14 protein-coding genes are annotated in these 14,270 nt (G+C 56.5%); 11 read left to right on the top strand and 3 right to left on the bottom strand.

All coding sequences use genetic code 11. The annotated features are described in order from the left end of the window. Window positions 1-104: 104 nt before the first annotated feature. The 4 genes from DSM3645_RS04620 (at window position 105) to DSM3645_RS04605 (ending at window position 4,130) form a co-directional block, all read left to right on the top strand. Complete coding sequence (locus DSM3645_RS04620) at window positions 105-1,148, top strand: DUF1559 domain-containing protein (RefSeq protein ID WP_040351608.1); 1,044 nt, start codon at window positions 105-107, stop codon at window positions 1,146-1,148. 231 nt (window positions 1,149-1,379) lie between these two features. Then, window positions 1,380-1,814 carry a carboxypeptidase-like regulatory domain-containing protein gene (locus DSM3645_RS27675; RefSeq protein ID WP_002650871.1) on the top strand — a complete coding sequence of 145 codons (435 nt, stop codon included), beginning with the start codon at window positions 1,380-1,382 and terminating at the stop codon, window positions 1,812-1,814. A 127-nt stretch (window positions 1,815-1,941) separates the two neighbouring features. Next, window positions 1,942-2,460 (top strand): sigma-70 family RNA polymerase sigma factor, encoded by a 519-nt coding sequence (locus DSM3645_RS04610; RefSeq protein WP_002650870.1) that lies wholly within the window; start codon window positions 1,942-1,944, stop codon window positions 2,458-2,460. Beyond that, complete coding sequence (locus tag DSM3645_RS04605; protein ID WP_002650869.1) at window positions 2,457-4,130, top strand: LamG-like jellyroll fold domain-containing protein; 1,674 nt, start codon at window positions 2,457-2,459, stop codon at window positions 4,128-4,130. Before DSM3645_RS04610 ends, DSM3645_RS04605 begins: the two co-directional genes overlap by 4 nt. A 134-nt stretch (window positions 4,131-4,264) precedes the next feature. On the opposite strand, the gene DSM3645_RS04600 is transcribed toward DSM3645_RS04605, so the two are convergent. Both DSM3645_RS04600 and DSM3645_RS04595 read right to left on the bottom strand, forming a co-directional pair. Next, window positions 4,265-4,654: a hypothetical protein gene (locus tag DSM3645_RS04600; RefSeq protein ID WP_040351607.1), complete on the bottom strand. Its 390-nt coding sequence runs from the start codon at window positions 4,652-4,654 to the stop codon at window positions 4,265-4,267. Window positions 4,655-4,790: 136 nt separating this feature from the next. Further along, a complete protein-coding gene (locus DSM3645_RS04595) occupies window positions 4,791-5,753 on the bottom strand; it encodes a DUF1559 family PulG-like putative transporter (protein WP_002650867.1) in 963 nt (320 codons plus the stop codon). A gap of 364 nt (window positions 5,754-6,117) precedes the next feature. Here DSM3645_RS04595 and DSM3645_RS04590 point away from each other — a divergent pair, with 364 nt between their 5' ends. Further along, window positions 6,118-7,050: an AraC family transcriptional regulator gene (locus tag DSM3645_RS04590; protein WP_002650866.1), complete on the top strand. Its 933-nt coding sequence runs from the start codon at window positions 6,118-6,120 to the stop codon at window positions 7,048-7,050. 40 nt (window positions 7,051-7,090) lie between these two features. Here the strand turns inward: DSM3645_RS04590 and DSM3645_RS04585 are convergent, their stop codons facing one another. Next, window positions 7,091-8,701 carry a sigma-54-dependent Fis family transcriptional regulator gene (locus DSM3645_RS04585; protein WP_002650865.1) on the bottom strand — a complete coding sequence of 537 codons (1,611 nt, stop codon included), beginning with the start codon at window positions 8,699-8,701 and terminating at the stop codon, window positions 7,091-7,093. A gap of 224 nt (window positions 8,702-8,925) precedes the next feature. Here DSM3645_RS04585 and DSM3645_RS04580 point away from each other — a divergent pair, with 224 nt between their 5' ends. From DSM3645_RS04580 to DSM3645_RS04555, 6 genes are all read left to right on the top strand, one after another. Continuing rightward, window positions 8,926-9,471 (top strand): carboxymuconolactone decarboxylase family protein, encoded by a 546-nt coding sequence (locus DSM3645_RS04580; protein WP_002650864.1) that lies wholly within the window; start codon window positions 8,926-8,928, stop codon window positions 9,469-9,471. A 93-nt stretch (window positions 9,472-9,564) separates the two neighbouring features. Continuing rightward, on the top strand, window positions 9,565-10,191 hold the full coding sequence (locus DSM3645_RS04575; protein ID WP_002650863.1) for a DUF417 family protein: 627 nt from the start codon (window positions 9,565-9,567) through the stop codon (window positions 10,189-10,191). 41 nt (window positions 10,192-10,232) lie between these two features. Then, window positions 10,233-10,721 carry a nuclear transport factor 2 family protein gene (locus tag DSM3645_RS04570; RefSeq protein ID WP_002650862.1) on the top strand — a complete coding sequence of 163 codons (489 nt, stop codon included), beginning with the start codon at window positions 10,233-10,235 and terminating at the stop codon, window positions 10,719-10,721. Between the two features lie 113 nt (window positions 10,722-10,834). Then, a complete protein-coding gene (locus DSM3645_RS04565) occupies window positions 10,835-11,800 on the top strand; it encodes an alpha/beta fold hydrolase (RefSeq protein ID WP_002650861.1) in 966 nt (321 codons plus the stop codon). Window positions 11,801-11,879: 79 nt separating this feature from the next. Beyond that, window positions 11,880-12,530, top strand: coding sequence for a pyridoxamine 5'-phosphate oxidase family protein (locus tag DSM3645_RS04560; protein WP_050769301.1), 651 nt, complete (start codon window positions 11,880-11,882; stop codon window positions 12,528-12,530). Window positions 12,531-12,881: 351 nt separating this feature from the next. Then, on the top strand, window positions 12,882-14,255 hold the full coding sequence (locus tag DSM3645_RS04555; RefSeq protein ID WP_002650859.1) for an outer membrane protein assembly factor BamB family protein: 1,374 nt from the start codon (window positions 12,882-12,884) through the stop codon (window positions 14,253-14,255). Window positions 14,256-14,270 lie beyond the last annotated feature (15 nt).

The following is a 14,270-nucleotide window of genomic DNA, read 5'->3' as shown; positions in this document are numbered from 1 at the left end:
CCGTAACCCTAACTGAACGCCGGCTATATCCACATACTTCATTTTTTCCTTTTCCACGCTGGTTCAACCGTCGCGGTAGCCCCCATTCAGTGAAAGCCCCAACCATGCAACTATCAGAACAAAATCCAATTTCGAATCGCGCCGCGCTGAAGCGGCGCCCCGGTTTCACCCTCGTCGAACTGTTGGTCGTGATTGCGATCATCGGCGTCTTGATCGCACTGCTGTTGCCTGCGGTCCAGCAAGCGCGAGAAGCGGCGCGGCGGATGGAATGCACGAGCAATTTGAAGCAGATCGCGCTGGCGTCACACAACCATCACGACACGTTCGGCGGGTTTCCTGAATTGGTTCAATACATCAAGGGGGACTACAACGTCGATAGCCCTTGGTGCTGGGGAGCGTTGCTCTTGCCGTTCATCGAGCAGCAACCGTTGCACGATTTGCTCGGCGTGTCGAAAAAGAGCGCCAGAGACAGCTATAACGACGCAGCCGATCAGGCCGCCTACAAAAAGCTGCTTGCGACTTCGATCGACGGCTACACCTGCCCGAGCGACGTCGGCCCGACGCTGACTCCCGAAGTTTGTGCGACCGGCGGCTGGCAAGACACCTATGGAACCTACAAGGAATGGTATTGCCTTTGGGAACATGAAGACGTGATCGCCGCCAAAGCGAATTACGTGGCGAACTACGGACCTGGCTATCTGGACGATGACATCAACCATCCGCTTGAAACCAATACCTTCGAACCCACCGGAGCGATTGTCGGCTTTAAGAAACTGAACATGAGCAAAATCACCGACGGCACTTCCAACACGATTCTCTTCGGCGAGCGCCGCTACGACGAGAAAGCGAAGACTGCCGGCGGGTCGATCATGGTCATTCAGAAAATCCAGGGGAACACGCAAGGACGACAGTGCAGTTTTCAACCCGAATACGCGCCGAACCGAGTTCCGAACGGTTACTGGGCCGCGATGTGCGGAACCTCCAGCTATCATCCCGGCGGCGTCAACTTCGCGATGTGCGACGGTTCGGTTCGCTTGATCTCCGATACGATTTGGAGCAGCGGCAATGGCAATCCCGTGGATAACAATTCCGGGACCTATCAGCGATTGTGCGTGCGAAATGATGGCTTTGTCATCAATGAAGAATAAGCTGTTCGTTCAAGCCCAGCCGCAAATACGGCTGGGTTGATCTTGCCAAGGCTCTCTCCGCTGTCAGCATCGCGGGGAGAGCTTCTGGGATGAGCTGTCGCAATGTACGATTAGACGCACGCCGAGTGGATGACAAATTGCAAGTCGCACGGCCCTCTTTCGTATTCTACGGTTGGTCGATTTGTCTTTGAGAACATATCTGCTCTTTTCGCAGCAATTGGATGATTCAAAATGGAATGTAATCGAGTGATAGGTAGTCGGGCCGCCGTGCTCTTGCTGGCGTCAATCGCCTGCGTGACGCTCGCAGGCTGCAGTAGCGGCGACAACTCGCATGTATCTGGCGTCGTGACTTTTGACGGAAACCCCGCGCCAAAGAGCGTACTAACCTTCGTCTCCCTGGATCGAGGTCCCGGCGGCACCGCGATTACCGACGAAAATGGTCGCTACGAGGCCCAAATGTCGCTCAATAACGATTGGCTCGCACCAGGCAATTATCGGGTCGAAATCCAAGGCCGGGCCGACCACCTAAAGGCCGATGGCTTGATGTCAGAAATCAAACCTGGTGATTTAAGTTTCCCCAAAAAGTATCACGGCAAAAACTCCGAGCTGCGCTTGACCGCCGAGCCGGGAAGCACGACCGTCAACTTTGACTTGACCAGCAACTGACGTTGCTAAGTCCAGTGCCGATCCGCGGCTCGAAAAGCTGTCGGCGCATGCTCAAATAGACGATACGCTTCTGGACCATTTGGATTTCTCGTGGAAGCGACACGTTATTTTTCCGAAGGAATTCCTAATGAATGACGCCGGGGAATTCATCCAGCTTCTGACTTCCCATCAGAGCCGGCTTTACGCCTACGTATTGTCGCTGGTCTTCGACCGCAACGAAGCGGATGACGTCTTGCAGCAAACGAACATCGTCTTGTGGCGCAGTGCCGCCGATTTTGAAATCGGGACCAATTTTGTCGCCTGGTCGTTTCGAATCGCCTACTTTCAGGTGTTGGCGCACCGTAAACGAAAGCATCGTGAAAAACTGATCTTTGACGATGACATGCTGAGCGATCTGGCTCAAGTCGCTCACGATAATGACCAGACGTTCGTCGCGCGGCAGCGACTATTGCGCGAATGCATTCAAAAACTCAATGAGCGGCAGCGCAGCGCCATCGAACGCCGGTACCGTCGCGGCGCGACCTTGGAATCGATCGCTCACGAAACCGAGAGAACTGTCAACGCCGTAAAACAAACCTTGTTTCGCGCCCGGGAGAACCTGCTCCGCTGCGTTAACAAAGGCCAAACCGAGATGACGCATTCATGACTCCAGAAACGAGAAAAGAGCTGGGCGAGTTAATCAATTCGCAGCTTGACGACAGCCTCTCCGACGATGATCGGCGTCGTCTCGCCGATCTCTTACGAGGCGATCGCGTGGCGCAGCGCTACTACGTCGAGCATTGCCAAGTTCATTCGATGCTCGCCTGGGAGCATGGAGTCTTGTCGGAGACTCCCTTCGAGTCGGCGACTTCGGCGGCCACCCCCACCAGCAATCCGGGGAAATCCAAATCGTCGGTCCAACGCTGGCAGCTTTGCGCCTTGGCCGCGACCGTGCTGTTTCTCGCAACTTTTGTCTGGAGCGTCTATCAGGCTTCCGTCTCCAGAAAATCTCCCCCCCAGCCGCAACTCACGACGACAGCCCCGCTTTCAACCAGCATTCCCTGGAGTGAAAGAATAGTCTTTGGTTCGCTCTCCAAAGGTCGTGGAGCGCAACTATCGGTCCCGGACTTGCTGTTGAATCTCCATCAAGGAGATCCGCTGCGAAGCGGTCGATATCAGCTCTCCGCAGGATTCGCTGAAATCACGTTCGCGAACGACGTCGAAGTCGTGGTCGAATCGCCGGCGGATTTTGAGATCATCAGCGACATGAAAATGGTCATGCATCGCGGCCGCCTATCGGCCATCGTCTCTCCAGCAGGAGAAGGTTTTTCGGTCGAGACTCCTTCGATCGAACTGACCGATTTCGGAACGGAATTCGCTGTCGAGGTCACTCCCGATCGAGCGAGCGAAGTGCACGTCTTTAGCGGAGAAGTGAAAGTCACGCCGAAGCTCGCTTACGAAGGCATGGAGCGACTTCAACTGATCTCCAATCAGGCGACCCGCGTCCGCCAAACCAGCGGGATTCCCGAAGGGATCGATATCGATCTTGATCGTTTTTTGCGACGCTTGAATGAAACGCCTCGTCAGGATATCGGCTATGAGAAACTGATGAGTGAGCTGAAGCCGGCGATGTTTTTCCAAATGGCGCCAACCTTAGATGGCGTTTCTCTCACCGATCAAGGGAGCCGTAACGCTGCGGGAATCTTGTTGAAGGACCGGATGGAGCAAGCTCCCTTCAAACCGGGGCGCATCGGAAGCTCGCTCTATCTCGGCGGACCAGGGACCGGCGCCTACGCCAAAGTCCCCAACTATCAGCCGGTGACGAACGGAGCGATCACGGTCTGCGCGTGGGTCAAAGCCGAAAGTCGGCCCCACTGGGCGGCGATCGCCAAACAATGGGCCATCGAATTTGACGAGCAAGATCGTCCATCAGGTCTGGGTGGACAATTCCACTTTGGCCTACATGAGTTCGCCGGCGGACTGGAAGTCCAAGTACGCGACCGCGACAAAAACGTCGTCAAACTTCGCGAGCAGGAACCATTGCCGCTAGGACAATGGCAACACGTCGCATTTGTCGCCGATGGCCAGCAATTGCGACTCTATCGCAACGGCCAAGAGATCGCCGCGACCGAATGCGTCGGCCTGGCGACCGATGGCCCCCAATCGCTCGGAATCGGCGCCAAACTTTCCCCCGATTGCACGCAACCCGATCCGCAAAACCCCGGCTATTGGCATGGCAGAATCGACGAGTTGGCGATCTTCGATCGGGCGCTGTCCCTAGCAGAACTAACGCGACTTTATGAGAACGTGCCGCAATCGGCGATGGCCGTTAAGTGAGTTCTCCTCAAGCAAAATATTGAAGCCGCATCCTTCGTAACTCGCGGCAAGAACGCAACCGCCCGCTTGCGATGGGATCGCACAGCGGGCGGCGTTAATTTTTGATGGGGCGCGAATCGCGGAAGCGAATTCGCCTATTGCTTTACCAATTCGATCGGAATGTTATTCTCCTTCGCTTCGACATTGACCGTTTCGCTCGGAGCTTTAAATTTCCGCCATTTGACCAGCTTGCCGACAGGCCGTCCGCTTTCGTCTTCGCGCTGATTCGGCGGCGTGTAGATCACGCGGTATTCGCCCGGCGATAGGCCTTCATCCCCGGCTGTCTTCAAATCATAATTTCCATCGCTGCCGATGGCGCTAATCGCAGGCTTAGCGCCGGCCTCGATCGGCTGAAAGATAATATTGCCCCCGTCAACCGTTTCTCCGTTGGCGGTGATGATCCCGGTGACGCTTCCACTCACGCCGCAACCGACCAAGGTTGTCAGAGCGATGATCCCCCATAATCCAGCACTTGAAATTCTCATATCAATTCATCTGCTTTTAACGTGTGGCTTGAACTATTTTCCAGCGGCGATAGTCGCTGACTGCCGAAACCGCTCTCGATCCGGACCTAGGGGATTCGCATCCAATCCCCCTGCGGCCGCCTAATGACGTCGACTGCTATAAATCGCCGACGACATTGCCATCGTTGATTTGTCCCAGGTTGTCATACGTCCCCAGAGAAATCGTTTCGGGGAGGAAATGAACCGAACCATCCGCAAACAGGAACTGCGCCCCGCCGGGATGCAAGCTTCCAAAGCCCTTATCCCACGCATCCGGATCGCCCAGCGGACCGCCGCCGTTGGATAGGTTAATCGGCGTTCCGTGCCACGCTTCTCGCAGCGGGCCCCAGTGCGTTAAGGAAGTGCCCGATCCGCCCTTGGGGCTGCCTGCCCAAGCTGGATTGGTCGGGTTCTCTGCCGAGGGAGCCGAACCGTTTCGCCCTGCTCCGACTTCGCCGATCGCGATCGTGTTGGAAAGCCCGTCGGTGACGTCGGCAAATTTGGTGACCGAAGCGATGAATCGGTTGAAGAACCCGTTGCCGTAGTTGTGCCCCCAACCCATGCTGCCGGCGTAGTTCGACTTACCGCACTGAAACCCCATGTCGGTCGAATCACGCACTTCCGGCAAGACATCGGAAGGACACATGTAGATTTCGACGACGTTGTGCTCCGGGCCGGGAGTCGTCCAAACGTTGTACTCATGGCAGCCGCAGTAGATCGATCCCTTTTTACCAGTCGGATCAGGAGGATAGTTGCCCGACTCTTCTACGATTGCATCCCAAAGGTTCCCCTGCTCCGAAAACGGCAGGATGAAGGTTCCCCACGTGTATCCCCCATGCCCGTCTCGGCTTCCGCCGGGAGGCATATGGTTGTACGTGTCGTGGAAATTGTGCAGACCAAGACCGACCTGCTTCAAATTGTTTGCGCACTGCATGCGACGAGCCGCTTCTCGCGCCTGCTGCACCGCCGGCAAGAGCAATGCGATCAAGACACCGATGATGGCGATCACCACCAAAAGTTCGACCAGGGTAAATCCAAGCCGGTTGGATGACGATCGTCGACGAATAGAGACGCCGTACATGATGGATGACTCCAATACGATCCGAAGCGGATCAAGATGAGTAGAAGGATGAAGCAACCCGTTTGTTGCGAGGTTTATTTTAGCATTCCTAGAAAAAATCTAGTGGCATTTCAATCCTCGTTTTGCGACAATTTCCCCTGATCCATAAGTGATGACTGTTTTCTCTTAGGAGCATTTTCTCCTCGCAATTTGGCCTTGTACTGCACAATTCCGACATGAAACCGGTTCCAAACATAGTCGTCCGGCATTTCACGAATACGGACTCCCGTAGCAAGATCCTACATTTACGACATGCGGGTACTACGCATCTTGCCGCCTAACCGCGTGGAGATGTTCGGTCTGGGACCTAGCTGGAGAGACTTCCATGAATCGGGCGGAGAACTTTTTTCACTATCTGCCTATCACCGATCGCGACATGGAGTTTGGCTTCTATGTCACCGGCGGCGGTCGCGGCGTCGTCCCACCCAACTCGAACTATCCGCCGGAACAGCACCCCGGCGTCTACCAGTTCTCATGGACGGCTGGGCGTCAATTGCCGGAATTCCAGATTCAATTCATCAGTGAGGGGCGCGGCGCGTTTGAATCGACGCCTACCGGTCGCGTCAGCATCGAACCCGACACGCTCTTCCTCTTGTTTCCCGGCGTATGGCATCGGTATCAACCCGTTCGAACGGTCGGCTGGACCGAACGTTGGATTTCGCTGCACGGCGAGTTCATGCATCGCTTGCTCGAAAACAGCACCATCTCTCCACAAAGCGCCTTGGTGCGGTTAGAGATCGGACAACGCGCTCCGCTGATGCAGACGTTTGATCGCCTGCTCGATCGAATCCATCAAGATCCAACGCGACACGCGCCGGCCGTCTGCGCAAACGCGTTGGAGCTGCTCACGCTGGCGCTCGAACTGTTGCCGCAGCAAGCGGAGAACGTCGCGTTCCCCCGCAACGGGCGCGTTGGCCCTGTCGTGGATCCGATCGTGAACAAAGCGCTCGACATCATCTGGACGAAGAGCGACCGCCCGCTTTCGGTCAATCAGCTGGTCGATGCGCTCCCGACCACGCGACGCACCATGGAACGCAAGTTCATCAGCGCACTTGGACACACGGTGCTGGATGAAATCAATCACTGCCGCTTGCTCCGCGCGAAGCGCTTGCTGACCGAGACCAATCTCTCGGTCAAATCAGTCGCCTACCTGGCCGGCTTCGGCGGACAAGAGAGATTCCGGCGGCTGATGATCGCCAAAGAAGGTTGCCCGCCAGGCGAATACCGCGATCGAAATCGCTCCGGCGATTCTAAATAACGTGTGGAGTTTCTGATCACTTCCCATTCCCCCTGGTTTCTCAGGGCCAGCTTGGAAATTGAATCCCCAGTTTTTTGATCCGCGACGCTAATGTCGTCGGCTTTAGTCCCAATATCTCCGCCGCTCCGCCGGCGCCTGAAACTTTGCCTTGGGCGGCTTGCAGCGCGGCGACGATGTTGTCGACTTCGATCTGGCGGATCTGCGCATCGGTTCTTACCGCAACATCTTTGACGACCGGCGCAACAGTCGAGGCCGTGACAGATTTGTCGGGCAACTCGATATTCAAGCGGACGCCGGTTGATGTGATGACGGCTCGCTCGATAACGTGTTGAAGTTCCCGCACGTTGCCGGGCCAGTCGTATTGTTGCAGTCGCTGCGCCGCCGCCAACGTCAACGAGGATTTCAAGCGGCCGACTCGGCGTGCAGCCAATTCCAAAAAGTGATCGGCCAATAGCGGAATATCTTCTTTCCGTCGACGCAGCGCCGGAACCTCCACAGGAAACACGCTCAGTCGGTAGTAAAGATCTTGGCGAAATCTCGCCGCTTCCGACTCTGCTCGCAAGTCGCGATTGGTCGCCGCGATCAAACGCACGTTGACATGTCGCGTCTGCTCTTCGCCGACGCGCTCTAGATCTCCTTCCTGCAATACTCGCAGCAGCTTCGCTTGCAGTTCTAGCGGGATCTCGCCCACTTCGTCGAGAAACAGCGTTCCTCCTTCGGCCAACTCAAACCGACCGACGCGATCGCGCAGCGCACCGGTAAACGATCCCTTGGCATGCCCAAAGAACTCGCTCTCGTACAGTTCTCGTGGAATCGCCGCGCAATTGACTTTGATCAACGGACGATCGGCCCGTTTGCTGCGACGATGAATCTCTCGAGCAACCAACTCTTTGCCCGTTCCACTCTCTCCCAAAATCAAAACCGTCGCATCGGTCGGCGCGACTAAATCAATCTGTCGCGACACCGCTTCGAGGGCTGGACTTTGCCCGATCAGTTCGCCGAATGCGCCGGAGCCTTTCAGTTCTTCACGCAGGTACTCATTCTCCAACTCCAGCTTATTACGCAATGATTCGATCTCGGCAAATGCCCGCGCGGTGGCAATCGCGGCGGCGGCGTGATCCGCGATCATCCGCAACCACCCCATGCACTCGCTCGCGATCGACTGACGCGCAAAAACAGCCAACACGCCGAGGACCTTACCGCGATGGATTAATGGTTGCCCAGCAAAGCCCTGAATCCCTTCGGCTCGAACCCAGTCAGGGCGAGCAATCCAATCAGGCGGCGGATCCGAGAGCTGCGGTTCTTCCAGCGCAATCCCGCTCGAAGCGATCCGCCCTACTTTGCGTGCGCCAAACGGCATTCGGCGAAAGTCGCCGCTGACGCTTGTCCAATCGGTGCTCGGCGAAACGACGGAACGCCCGCCGCTGGCGACAAGCTCCAGACACTGCGTCTGTGACTGACACAGCTCGACTGTTCGACAATCCGTGCAGTGAGCTGTGGGCTGCGCCAGCCAGATCCGCGCCAAAGCAACCTGCTCTGAGCTGCTCAGCCGCTCGACGATTAGCTTCAACAACTCGGCGACCGAGTGCTGTAGCGCCAAGTCGAGCAGAAGCCGCTTGGGATCGTCCAGCAGAGGAAAAAGCGACTCCATGGCAGGGTGGCCTCTACGAAGTTTCGTGGATCAATTACGAATGTTCGTTAATTAACGATATCTCGTAAGCAACTAGCGAGCAACCTAATTCCCCTAAGTCGTTACATTACCACAACTTCGGAAAAATCCTGTCCCATGGCACGGGAAATGAATTAGCACTCCCTCCAGAAGCCGCCAGCAGGTGGCCTCACCCATGAATCACACAACGCAAGGGAGAACGAACCATGTCACGCCTAACAGCAATCGCGCCTGAGAACGCTGAGGGGAAATCGAAGGAGCTACTGGAGACCGTCGGCCGCAAGCTCGGCATGGTTCCCAACATGATGCGTACGATGGCGAACTCGCCTGCGGTTCTCGAGGGCTACTTGTCGCTGAGCGGCGCCTTGGGACATGGAAAACTCTCGGCCAAAGTTCGCGAACAAATCGCCCTGGCCGTCGCTCAGGCGAACGAATGCGATTACTGCCTGGCCGCCCACTCGGCAGTCGGCAAGATGGTCGGCCTGACCTCGGAACAGATCGTCGATAGTCGCAACGGAGGTTCGATTGATCCCGGAACCGACAGTTTGATTCGGTTCGCTCGCCAAATCGTCGAGACTCGCGGGCGAGTCAGCGACGCCGACGTGCAGGCGGTCCGCGACGCCGGTTTTGACGAGGGCGCTATCGCCGAAGTCATTGCCGCCGTCGCGCTCGACATCTTTACCAACTACTTCAACATCGTCGCGGATACCGAGGTCGATTTTCCCCGCGCGGCGTCCCTCCAGCAGGTTTAGTCTGCTCGCGAAGGAGTTATAGCCGCATCCCTTGCGGCTTACTCCGACGCGTCATGCACCTTCGCTTAGAAATCACTATCCAAGGAAATTCCGATGAACCGAGTTAATCAGCTTTTTGTTAAGGCCGCAAAGCTCGATCGGGTCGGCATGAATCTTACCCGGATCGGACTGGTGATCGTTCTGGTTTGGATCGGCGGCCTGAAAGCGTTCCGCTACGAAGGCGAAGGGATCGTCCCCTTTGTCGCAAACAGCCCGCTGATGAGTTTCTTCTATCAGCAGCCTGAAGGGGAATACCGCCAGCATCGAAATCGTGAAGGAGAAATTTCGCCCACCAATCAACAGTGGCATCAACAGAACGGCACCTATCTGTTCGCTTACGGCCTCGGCACTGTCATCGTTTCTTTGGGCTTGCTGATCGCAACTTACCCTTGGCTGCCGCGGGTTTCGGCGATCGGCAGCTTTCTCGTCTTTGGAATGTCGCTGGTGACGTTGTCCTTTTTGATCACGACGCCTGAGTGTTGGGTTCCGGCGCTGGGAAGTCCAGAGCATGGGTTTCCACTTTTGTCCGGCGCAGGCCGCCTGGTCGTCAAGGACGCAATCATGGCAGGCGCCGCGCTCGTCACGATGGCCGACGCAGCCAAGACCTATCTAAAAAAACAAGCGGATTCGATCCCCGTGAAAACAAGTTCCCTATCGCGACAACACGCGGTCCCTCAATGATCGCGTGACGCTGCCCCTTACTACCAATCAGGAGTTCGCAGATGACCACCAACCTTGCTTCGACTCGTCCCATCGTGATCGCGCCGCCGTTCACCTTGGAAACTGCCGTCCAAAAAGTCCGTCTGGCCGAAGACGGCTGGAACTCGCGTGATCCCCAGCGCGTCGCGTTAGCCTACACCGAAGACTCTGTCTGGCGAAACCGCAGCGAGTTTGTCACCGGACGGGATGCGATCGTCAAGTTCCTCACCGGCAAATGGGACCGCGAACTCGATTACCGTTTGACGAAATCGCTATGGGCGTTCACCGACAATCGCATCGCCGTCCGCTTTCAATACGAATGGCATGACGCCGCAGGCACATGGTTTTGTAGCTACGGCAACGAGTTATGGGAGTTTGACGAACTTGGATTGATGCGGCGCCGCGAAGCCAGCATCAATGACGTGCCGATCAACGCGTCGGATCGCAAGTTCTTCTGGCCGGCGCCCGGTCCGCGGCCTGCGGATCACTCTGGCATCCCGGATGTCAAATAGAAATCCGCGGTTTTACTTTTCCAAAATTGCATCCGCCGCTGCTTTCCAGTCTTCTCCAATCCAATCGAATGCTCAAACTACACTTTCCACCAACTTTCCAGGAGTCATGATTGATGTCACGCACAACGATATGGAATCTGGCGTCCGCTCTCGCGATTTTAACATCACTGGCCTTAGGCCTTCCCGGTTCTGCGCTCGCGCAGCAATCGTCCGTCGTCAAATACAAAACGGCTAAGGTCGAAGGTCTCGATATTTTTTACCGAGAAGCCGGCCCCCAGGATGCTCCTACGATCCTTTTGCTGCATGGTTTTCCGACCAGTTCGCAGATGTTTCGTAACTTAATTCCTGCGCTGTCTGACAAGTACCATCTGATTGCGCCCGACTATCCCGGCTATGGTCATAGTTCGATGCCGTCGCATGACAAGTTTTCGTACACCTTCGATCACTTGGCGCAAGTGATTGACAAATTTACGGAGCAAGTCGGTCTGACGAACTATGCGTTGTACGTGCAAGACTACGGCGCCCCGATCGGATTTCGCCTGGCGGCGCAACACCCAGAGCGAATCACGGCCATCGTCGTACAAAACGGCAACGCCTACGAGGAAGGTCTCGACAACGATTTCTGGCAGCCGGTCAAAGCGTACTGGAACCAGCCGACGAACCAAGAGAAGCGAGACGCGTTGCGTCAATTGCTTACGTACGACGCCACCAAGTGGCAGTACGTGCACGGTGTGAAAGACCCGGAACTCGTCAGTCCTGACGGACCAGCGGAAGATCAGTTTCTGTTGGATCGTCCCGGCAATAACGAGATCCAACTTGACATGTTTCTCAGCTACGGCAGCAACCCGCCGCTCTATCCAAAGTGGCAAGAATACTTCCGCAAGCACCAGCCGCCGATGTTGATCGCGTGGGGCAAGAATGACTTGATTTTCCCCGCCGCAGGAGCGGAGCCTTACAAGCGAGATCTGAAAACGTTAGAGTTCCACCTGCTCGACGCAGGGCATTTCGCTCTGGAATCGAACTGGCCCGAGATCGCCGCGCTGATGCGAGACTTCCTGGACAAGCACGCAACGAAGTAGCCGATCCAACTGCCGACTCCTCCTGGGTCCGACCAAGAGGAGTTCAGCAGTTCGCGTTTCCCGCGCAGGAAGAGTCATCATGTCTACGCCCACAAATTCACCGCAACGAGAACACCCCAGCGATATCGCATTTACGTCTGCGGTGAAAACGATACAAACGCAAAAAGGATCCCGCGCCAGCTACGCGAGGATGGAGCAAGGCGCCGGCTGGAAAACGAGCGTCACATCGGACTTGGCCCAATACATCGCCGATCTAGATATGTTTTATCTGGGCACGGCCAACGCCCAAGGACAACCCTATATCCAATATCGCGGCGGCTCGCCTGGCTTTTTGAAGGTGCTTGACGAACAGACGCTCGGGTTCGCCGACTTTGGGGGGAATCGTCAATACATATCGCTGGGAAATCTGTCGGAAAACCCCCAGGCTTTTCTCTTTCTGATGGACTATGCAAATAGTCGCCGCGTGAAAGTCTGGGGGACTGCACGCGTGGTTGAAGGAGACGAAGGACTAGAGCAGCTGCTGCGCGATCCGGCTTATCCCGGCAATGTCGAGCGAGCGATCTTATTTACCGTCGAAGCCTGGGACATCAACTGCCCTCAACATATTCATCCCCGGTTCTCGCAGCGTCAAATCAAACCGGTCGTAGAGCAATTACAGGCACGGATCGCCGAATTGGAATCCGAGGTCCAACGCCTAACAGCCAACCCTTCCGCGCACGATCAGCCGTAGTTGAAGTTCCGTTGACAGCCGATCTCAATCAACTATCCGTAGCTAGTTTTCCCCAAACCGCGGAATGACCGATTGAATCGACCAGAGATCAGAAGCGTGTTCTGAAACAAGCGAAGCGGCATGTTTCCCACCCCTGTTTCGGTAAGACATCGCACCTTGAGACGTCGCCCCAGCCTGTTGGAAGCGGATTGAGGAAAGCTCTTCTAGAATCGTTCTCGGTCGCAGCGGCGAGCCTCGACTAGAATTTTGGAAACCTAATCCAAGTTGCGGTGTTCAACCAGCACGGGGATCCCCGCGCTCTAGGCGAGGAAACCAGAATTGCCTTCCGCGTTCCGACAAGGAAATCATTGCATGAGATCGCTTGCTTTTTTACTGACACTGACGGTTTGCAGCTCGAATGTTTTTGCCGAAGCGGCCAAACCGTTTGATTGGCCGCAGTGGCAAGGCCCAAACCGAGACGCGATTTCCCAAGAAACCGGGTTGATGCAGCAGTGGCCCGCCGCAGGTCCGGCGTTGGCCTGGAAAGTGACCGGACTGGGAGGAGGAGACAGCACGCCGTCGATCGCCGCTGGACGGATCTTCGCGATGAGCATTCGCGGCGAGGACGAAGTGGTCTGGGCGTTGTCCGAAGCGGATGGCGAAGAATTGTGGGTGACGCGTCTAGGGCCCGCTTACGCACAGCGCATGCCGCAATCCAAAGAAGGCCCCGGCGCTTCTCCCACTGTCGACGGTAAGCTGCTCTATGTCATCGGCATGGCGGGGAACGTCGCTTGTCTGCAGGTCGACGATGGAAAGATCGTCTGGCAACGCGACTTGAAGACCGACTTCGGCGGAGCGATCCCGGCTTGGAGCTATCGCGAGTCGCCGCTAATCGACGGCGACAAACTGATCTGCACTCCTGGCGGCGACGAAGCGATGATCGTCGCGCTGAACAAAATGACCGGCGAGACCATCTGGAAAAGCAAGCTGCCGGAAGCGGTCGCAGCGCCGGCGCCGCGCGAACCAGAAAAGACAGAAGGCGAATCGGGCAGTCCCGGTCGCGGTCGGCGCGGCGGTTTTGGTCGAGGTCGCGGCGGCCCCAGCGCCGGAGCCGGCTACGCATCGGCGATCGCGATTGATGTAGCAGGCGTGCGCCAATACGTGCAATTCACCGCGAAGGCGCTGATCGGCGTTTCTGCAGACAACGGCAAACCGCTCTGGCGGTATGACCGGCCTGCCAATGGAATGGGAATCAACTGCTCTACGCCGATTTATCAAGACGGATTGCTGTTCGCATCTTCGGCCTACGGCACAGGCGGCGGCGCGGTGAAACTGCTCAAAAAAGAAGACGGCACGTTTGAACCGGAAGAAGTTTACTTCACAAGCAGCATGCAAAACCACCACGGCGGCATGATCGTCTATGACGGCTGTCTGTATGGAGGTAACGGCGGCAACGGCGGCGGATTCCTCGTTTGTCTTGACTTCGCGACCGGTGATATCCTGTGGCGCGAGCGGGATGCGCAAAAGGGATCTCTCACCATGGCCGGTGAGCGACTCTATCTTCGCACCGAAGATGGCGCCGTCGTCCTGATCGAGCCGAATCGCGAGAAGTACATCGAGCGCGGCCGCTTCCAACAGCCCGACCGCAGCGAGAGTCCCGCTTGGGCTCACCCAGTGATCGCCAACGGCAAGCTTTATATCCGCGATCATGACGTGCTGTTTTGCTATGACGTCAAAGCGCAGTAGATAGGCTGAAGCGCG

The organism is Blastopirellula marina DSM 3645 (assembly GCF_000153105.1).
Taxonomy (GTDB): domain Bacteria; phylum Planctomycetota; class Planctomycetia; order Pirellulales; family Pirellulaceae; genus Blastopirellula; species Blastopirellula marina.
The sequence above is the reverse complement of the archived record's forward strand: the minus strand, read 5'-3'. Positions and strand labels throughout refer to the sequence as shown.